The sequence below is a fragment of the Acinetobacter sp. YH12254 genome (genome assembly GCF_013417415.1).
GTDB lineage: Bacteria > Pseudomonadota > Gammaproteobacteria > Pseudomonadales > Moraxellaceae > Acinetobacter > Acinetobacter pseudolwoffii.
On the sequence record NZ_VPEB01000001.1, the window covers coordinates 371,487 to 378,380 of the forward strand.

Annotated in this window: 5 protein-coding genes and 1 pseudogene; 4 read left to right on the plus strand and 2 right to left on the minus strand. The window is 46.9% G+C overall.

The annotated features are described in order from the left end of the window. Positions 1-48: 48 nt before the first annotated feature. Positions 49-1,947: an ATP-binding cassette domain-containing protein gene (locus FTV29_RS01700; RefSeq protein ID WP_100355804.1), complete on the minus strand. Its 1,899-nt coding sequence runs from the start codon at positions 1,945-1,947 to the stop codon at positions 49-51. Between the two features lie 33 nt (positions 1,948-1,980). Between FTV29_RS01700 and FTV29_RS01705 the strand changes: the two genes are divergently transcribed. The 4 genes from FTV29_RS01705 to topA all read left to right on the plus strand — a co-directional run bounded on the left by FTV29_RS01705 (position 1,981) and on the right by topA (position 6,691). Next, positions 1,981-2,226 (plus strand): SlyX family protein, encoded by a 246-nt coding sequence (locus FTV29_RS01705; protein WP_005095502.1) that lies wholly within the window; start codon positions 1,981-1,983, stop codon positions 2,224-2,226. Positions 2,227-2,499: 273 nt separating this feature from the next. Then, the gene (locus FTV29_RS01710) at positions 2,500-3,498 is read left to right on the plus strand and encodes a hypothetical protein (protein WP_159138776.1); all 999 of its coding nucleotides are present in this window, start codon (positions 2,500-2,502) and stop codon (positions 3,496-3,498) included. Between the two features lie 70 nt (positions 3,499-3,568). Continuing rightward, entirely contained in the window at positions 3,569-4,018 is a 450-nt protein-coding gene (locus tag FTV29_RS01715; protein ID WP_005095506.1) for an ammonium transporter, read from the plus strand. A gap of 30 nt (positions 4,019-4,048) precedes the next feature. Next, positions 4,049-6,691 (plus strand): type I DNA topoisomerase, encoded by a 2,643-nt coding sequence (gene topA, locus FTV29_RS01720; protein WP_159138775.1) that lies wholly within the window; start codon positions 4,049-4,051, stop codon positions 6,689-6,691. An 83-nt stretch (positions 6,692-6,774) separates the two neighbouring features. On the opposite strand, the pseudogene FTV29_RS01725 reads toward topA, so the two are convergent. After that, positions 6,775-6,894, minus strand: a pseudogene (locus FTV29_RS01725) (IS30 family transposase); the annotation flags it as partial.

Genomic DNA, 6,894 nt, shown 5'->3' on the forward strand with positions numbered 1-6,894 from the left:
AAAGCATCTGTACGAATACAGATGCTTGAGCAAATACTCGTGGAATATTTAACCGTTGCTAAGATTATCCAGCTCTTCCCAACGTTCCAATTTTTCCAGTAACAATTCATCAATTTCTGATAAACGCTGAGACAGTTGCATGGCTTTATCGGAATCACTGACAAATAAAGAGCCATCAGCCAGTTGTGCATTGATCTCGGCTTGCTCTTTTTCCAGCGCTTCCATTTCAGCCGGAAGTTGCTCGAGCGCGCGTTGATCTTTGTAACTGAGTTTGACTTTTTTGGCAGCAACGGGTGCGGCTTCAGCTTTGGCCATGGCTTTTTTCACGGCACTTTTTTGATCGACCACGGTCTGATCTGGACGCTGTTCAAGATAATCCTGATAACCACCGACATATTCGTCGATATTGCCTTTACCATCAAAGACCCAGGTCGATGTCACCACGTTATCCATAAAGGCACGGTCATGCGAGATCAATAACAAGGTGCCTTTGTAGCCACCGAGCATTTCTTCCAGTAACTCTAAGGTCACCATATCCAGATCGTTGGTTGGTTCATCCATCACAATCAGATTCGATGGTTTCAGCAACAGTTTCGCCAGCAAGATACGGTTGCGTTCACCACCAGACAACGCTTTGACTGGGGTACGTGCACGTTCTGGCGAGAACAGGAAGTCTTGTAAATAGCTATAGATATGACGACGGTTACCATTCACATCCACGTGGTCAGAGCCTTCAGAAACGTTATCTTTGACCGACTTTTCCAGATCCAGTGCATTACGCAGTTGGTCGAAATAGGCTACTTCCAGCTGTGTACCGGTTTTCACCGTGCCGCCATGCTCCAGCTCGCCCAGAATGGCTTTAATCAGTGTGGTTTTACCGACACCGTTATCACCGACCAGACCGATACGGTCACCGCGTAAAACCAGTGCCGAGAAGTTGTTAATGATCGGTGCATTGTCACCGAATTTCACACTCAGGTTCTCAATCTCAAAGACCAGTTTGCCGGAACGGTTGGCATCCTGAGTCGCCATCGCCACTTTACCTTGTTGCGAACGGCGCGCTTTGGATTCTTCACGCAGTGCTTTTAGAGCGCGAACACGACCTTCGTTACGGGTACGGCGTGCTTTGATGCCCTGACGGATCCAGACTTCTTCTTCCGCCAGCTTTTTATCAAACAGCGCATTCTGCTTTTCTTCAGCTTCCATTTGCATGGCTTTGAGTTCTAAGTAACGTGAATAGTTACCTTCATAACTGCGCAATTGACCACGATCCAGTTCCACAATACGGGTGGCGATGCTATCGACAAAGGCACGGTCATGCGAAATGAATAACAGAGTTAAATTGTTTTGATCGAGCAGGAATTTTTCCAGCCACTCGATACTTTCAACATCTAAATGGTTGGTCGGTTCATCCAGTAATAAGACATCTGGCTGAGTCAGCAAGGCACGTGCCAATAGGACACGACGCTTACGACCACCCGACAAATCGGCAAGATCTGCATCTGGGTCCAGCCCCATTTTGCTTAAAATCGAATTGACCTTGGTTTCCAGCGCCCAGCCATCGAGCTGATCCATTTTGTGTTGCAGATTGCCCATGCGGTCACAAGCGTCCATATCGCCCAGTACACAGGCTTCACTGGCTGCATGGTAGGCACGCAAAACTTCCGACGCTTCACCGGCACCGTCAGCCACGATATCCGCCACTCGGCCTGAGTCCATCGGTACATCTTGCGCCAGCATCGAAATCGTGATGCCATTTTGTAATGAAACTTCGCCGCTATCCGGCAGTAAACTTCCTTCAATCAGCTTAAGTAAGGTAGACTTACCCTCACCATTACGGCCAATCAAACACACTCGTTCGCCGCGCTCCAAGTTAAAATTCGCGCCGTTGAGCAGGGCGGGTCCACCAAACGCAAGTTGGACATCCCTAAGGGTAATATAGGCCATAATGTTTCCTGAAATCCCCAATGAGGACTTTAAATGACTAAACAACAAAATCTAAATGATCAGGCGTCATTTTCCGCACCCATTGAAGATTTGCAAGTGCGAATTGCATTTTTAGACGATTTAGTTGAACAGTTGAATGATCAGGTGGCTAAACAGACTCTGGAAATTGCCGATCTGAAAAAGCAAATGAGCCTGTTATATCAACGTGTTGAGTCCTCAGACCGCTCTGAAGGAATTGCGGATTTTGATCCAGTTGCTGATCGTCCGCCACATTATTAATTTGCAAGCAATCATTTAATAAAACCCTTATATTTGATAAGGGTTTTTTATTGCAGCTGCTATTTCACCGATGATTCGATTCATTTAATCAGCTCTCAGCCTGGAATCTAGCGATTTCTGACCTGCTTGCAGCAAGATCAAATATGTAATCTTCCACTCGGTTGGAATCTGGTAAATCCGCTGCAACCCGAATATTCACCATGAAATTATTTGACCTTTCACTCACTTCCTACTCTAATACTGGCTTTCAGGTACATTTCAGAAGCTTGTCCCATGCATCCAAAAGTTGTTCTACTCGACCTCGAAAATAATTTTCCGACGGCCAAGTTACTGCGTGAAATTGTGACGCATTATTCCAGCCTGTATCTGTTTAATTGTGCCGGAACATTTGAATTTTCATTAGAAGATTTAACCGAGCTGGCCGGCTGGATTGCGAGTGGACAGATCATCATTCTGGATACACCTGAATCGCCCCAGAAAGAATATGAATATGCGGTCATTGTCGGTCAGCTGATGGCGCTGTTGGAGCCGGAAACCGAAGTCGAGTTGATCTCGGCGATGGACAGCAGCGAGATGTTGCAGCAGATGCTGCAAGCCTCTGATATTAAATGTAGCCTGATTCAGATTCAGTCCGATGAAGTCTCTATTCCAGCAGAGCATGTTAAAAATTACCTGCCTAGTCTGGAGGCGATCCGCAACGAACCGGCCTTGCAACTGGTGAAAAAGTACTGTGATGCTCTAGGGAAAATGAGTGGTAAGCCAAATACCTTGGAAACCTTAAAAAATTCAGTTGCCAATATTCTGCACGTCATGCCCGTGAAGGCCCAGCATGTGGTCGGCATGCTGATTAACCTGAAAATTGTCAAACGCTATGATGAGCAGATCAGCTTCCGTAAAAAAGTCCTGAAACAGTGGCTACAGCTCAATCTGGATGAACAAGATCCGCTTGAAAATCCAAAACTGGATCAGGTCATGTCCCGGCTCAAAGTTGATGATGCTCCAGTTGAAGCATTGCAAACTCCAATTCAGTCAGCCCAGCAAGACCTGTTTAAAAACTTTAACCGGATTGATCCAGTGCAACTGGAAGTCGCACGTAAACTGCGCGAACTTCAGGGCGACAAACCCAAGGATATTTATGAATTACGTGATTTGCTAGAGCAGCTCTTTCCTCAATCGGATATCCGTCTGCTGCTGAAAGAGCTAATTGAGAAGGGTTATATTTACTGGAATGGTCACGAAGTTTTATATAGTCATGAAATGTTCTTGAATTAATTTTATCGTGCAAACTTGCGTTTTATATTGTGCTTATGCAACTCTAATAATAGAACATAAAGGTTGAACTATGGAAAACACTGGAATTTGGGTAGCGGTGATCATCATCATTTTTGTCATGGGGTCAATTTTTGGCTTACGTGTCAGCCCAAGAGAAAAAGCGCTTGGCATCATGCGTGACAAAGCCCGCAAAATGGGTCTGCATCCACGTTTGGTGGTTGCACCCGACTGGACCAAAATTCCAAAGGCCACTGAAAGTCGTGCCAGTATGGTTGCGTACTACAGCGTACTCATGCCAGATGCGCGTTTACCCTTGATGCGTGCCCGTGTTGTCGATAATAAACTCGAAATTGTGCAGGGTGATGAGAAATTTAAAGATTTTCCCATTGCATTAAAAGGCATTTATGCTATTGATATGCAGGCCAACTGTGTCGGATTGTATTGGGATGAACATGCTGATTTAAGAGCAGCCCAACTCGACGATATCAAAGCACTATTACACGCTTTGGCTGAACTTTAATTTAGAAATAAACAGGATTAACGGTTAATTATGGCGAACGCTCCTCGGTCCACATCAAAAAGCAGCACAGCAAAGTCTCCCGACGCTGGAAGTAAGCGTGCCTTAGTGATTGTGGAGTCGCCTGCAAAAGCGAAAACAATCAATAAGTACCTTGGTCCAAACTACATCGTAAAATCATCAGTCGGTCATGTCCGTGACTTGCCAACAGGCGGCTCTGCCAAATCGACAGAGAAAAAGCCGGCGACACGCACCAAACTGACAGATGAACAGAAAGCTGAAAAATCACAGAATGCGTTGATTAACCGCATGGGTGTCGATCCGGAACATGACTGGAAAGCCAAATACGAAGTGCTGCCCGGCAAGGAACATGTGGTTGCCGAACTGAAAAAACTGGCAGCGCAAGTCGATGAAGTCTATTTGGCAACGGATATGGACAGGGAAGGGGAAGCGATTGCCTGGCATTTAAAAGAAGTGATTGGCGGCGATGAGTCACGTTATCAACGTGTGGTCTTCAACGAAATTACCAAAAATGCCATTCAGGAAGCCTTTAAGCATCCTTCACGTCTGGATACCAATAAAGTCAATGCCCAGCAGGCACGCCGTTTCCTGGACCGCGTGGTCGGCTTCATGATTTCACCACTCTTGTGGGAAAAGATTGCCCGTGGCCTGTCAGCCGGTCGTGTACAGTCGGTTGCGGTGAAACTGGTGGTTGAGCGCGAACGTGAAATTCGGGCCTTTATTCCTGAAGAATACTGGCAGGTGTTTGCCGATACCAAATCGAAAAAAGATGACATCCGTCTGGAAGCAGTCAAGCAACATGGCAAGACTTTAAAGCTTCGTAATAAAGACGAAACGGATGCACTTTTAAACCTGATTAAAGATGCGGATTATACCGTTTCTGCCCGTGAAGATAAGCCAACCAAAGTCAATCCAAGCGCGCCCTATATCACATCGACGCTGCAACAGGCGGCCAGTACCCGTCTCGGTTTTTCTGTGAAGAAAACCATGATGCTGGCACAGCGCCTGTATGAAGCCGGTTTCATTACCTATATGCGTACCGACTCGACCTTCCTGAGTGATGATGCGGTAAGCATGGTCCGTGGCCATATCGAATCAGAATTTGGTGAGAAGTACCTGCCGGCCAAACCAAACCGCTATGGCAATAAAGCCGGCGCGCAAGAAGCGCATGAGGCAATCCGTCCATCTACTGTGGGCCTCAAAGGTGACAGTCTGGTCGGTGTGGAGCGTGATGCACAGCGTCTCTATGACTTGATCTGGCGCCAGTTTGTGGCCTGTCAGATGACACCGGCTGAATACCTGTCTTCAACCATTTTAGTCAATGCCAATGGCGTAGAACTAAAAGCCAAAGGCCGGACGCTGGTCTTTGATGGTTTTACCCGGGTGCGTGGTGCCAACAAAGCGGATGACGATATTCTGTTACCGGCAGTGAAAGTCGGTGAAGTGCTGAAACTTCAGAAGCTTGATCCATCTCAACATTTCACCAAGCCACCAGCTCGTTTTACTGAAGCCTCACTGGTCAAAGAACTCGAGAAAAAAGGCATTGGCCGTCCATCGACCTATGCTGCAATTATCTCAACCATTCAGGATCGTGGTTATGTGAAGCTCGATAACCGTCGTCTCTTTGCCGAGAAGATGGGTGAGATCGTCACCGACCGTCTGGATGAAAACTTCAATAACCTGATGAACTACGCCTTTACCGCAGATCTTGAAGGTCAGCTGGATAAGGTGGCAGATGGTGAGCGTAACTGGAAAGAGCTGTTAGACAGCTTCTACGGCGATTTCAAGCAACGTTTGACTACGGCGCAAGGCGAGAACGGTATGCGCCGTAATCAGCCAGTGGAAGTGGATGCGGTACATTGTAAAGAATGTGAGCGCCCAATGCAGATTCGTACCGGAACCACAGGCGTTTTCCTGGGCTGTTCTGGTTATAACCTGCCACCGAAAGAACGTTGCAAGGGAACCTTGAACCTGACCCCAGTCGAGTCTCTGGCTGCACTGTCTGATGATGATGCGGCCGAAACCGCTGACCTGATGTCGAAGAAACGTTGTCCGGTGTGTGAAACGGCAATGGATAGCTATGTGATTGATGGCGGACGTAAACTGCATGTTTGTGGCAATAACCCGGACTGTGATGGTTATGAACTCGAAGAAGGAGAGTTCAAGATCAAAGGTTATGATGGCCCAACCATTCCATGCGACAAATGTGATGGCGAAATGCAGCTTAAAACGGGTCGTTTTGGGCCATACTTCGCCTGCAACAGTTGTGACAATACCCGTAAAGTATTAAAGAGTGGTCAGCCGGCACCTCCGCGTGTCGATCCGATCAAGATGGAACATTTGCGCTCGACCAAGCACGATGACTTCTTTGTGCTGCGTGATGGTGCGGCCGGCCTGTTTCTGGCGGCCAGCAAATTCCCGAAAGTGCGTGAAACACGGGCACCGAAAGTTGCCGAGATTCGCTCTGTGGCTGAACAGCTGGATCCGAAATATCAGTTTATCTTGCAAGCGCCTGATACAGATCCGGAAGGTAACCCGACTTTGGTGAAATTCAGTCGCAAGAACCAGTCGCAATATATTGGCTCTGAAAATGCGGAAGGCAAGCAAACCAAATGGTCTCTGGTTTACCAGGATGGAAAATGGGTTGAAGCCTAAATAAAGTTTAAACTTGAAAAAAATGCTGACGAAAGTCGGCATTTTTTATTTATGATGTGTCGATATTTTAAAAAAAGGCGGATTCAAGCGGCAAGTGCAACAGTATAAAAACCAGCCATAACATCACTAGGCGTATACCAACCTAGTGTTTTTCTAGGACGATGGTTGAGTGCAAATTCTATCTGCTCTATTTGTTCGTTTGA

What these genes read in the sequence shown, in the direction of transcription:
- FTV29_RS01705 (WP_005095502.1), top strand. Translation starts at nt 1,981, where the DNA reads ATGACTAAACAACAAAATCTAAATGATCAGGCGTCATTTTCCGCACCC.
- FTV29_RS01700 (WP_100355804.1), bottom strand. Translation starts at nt 1,947, where the DNA reads ATGGCCTATATTACCCTTAGGGATGTCCAACTTGCGTTTGGTGGACCC.
- topA (WP_159138775.1), top strand. Translation starts at nt 4,049, where the DNA reads ATGGCGAACGCTCCTCGGTCCACATCAAAAAGCAGCACAGCAAAGTCT.
- FTV29_RS01710 (WP_159138776.1), top strand. Translation starts at nt 2,500, where the DNA reads ATGCATCCAAAAGTTGTTCTACTCGACCTCGAAAATAATTTTCCGACG.
- FTV29_RS01715 (WP_005095506.1), top strand. Translation starts at nt 3,569, where the DNA reads ATGGAAAACACTGGAATTTGGGTAGCGGTGATCATCATCATTTTTGTC.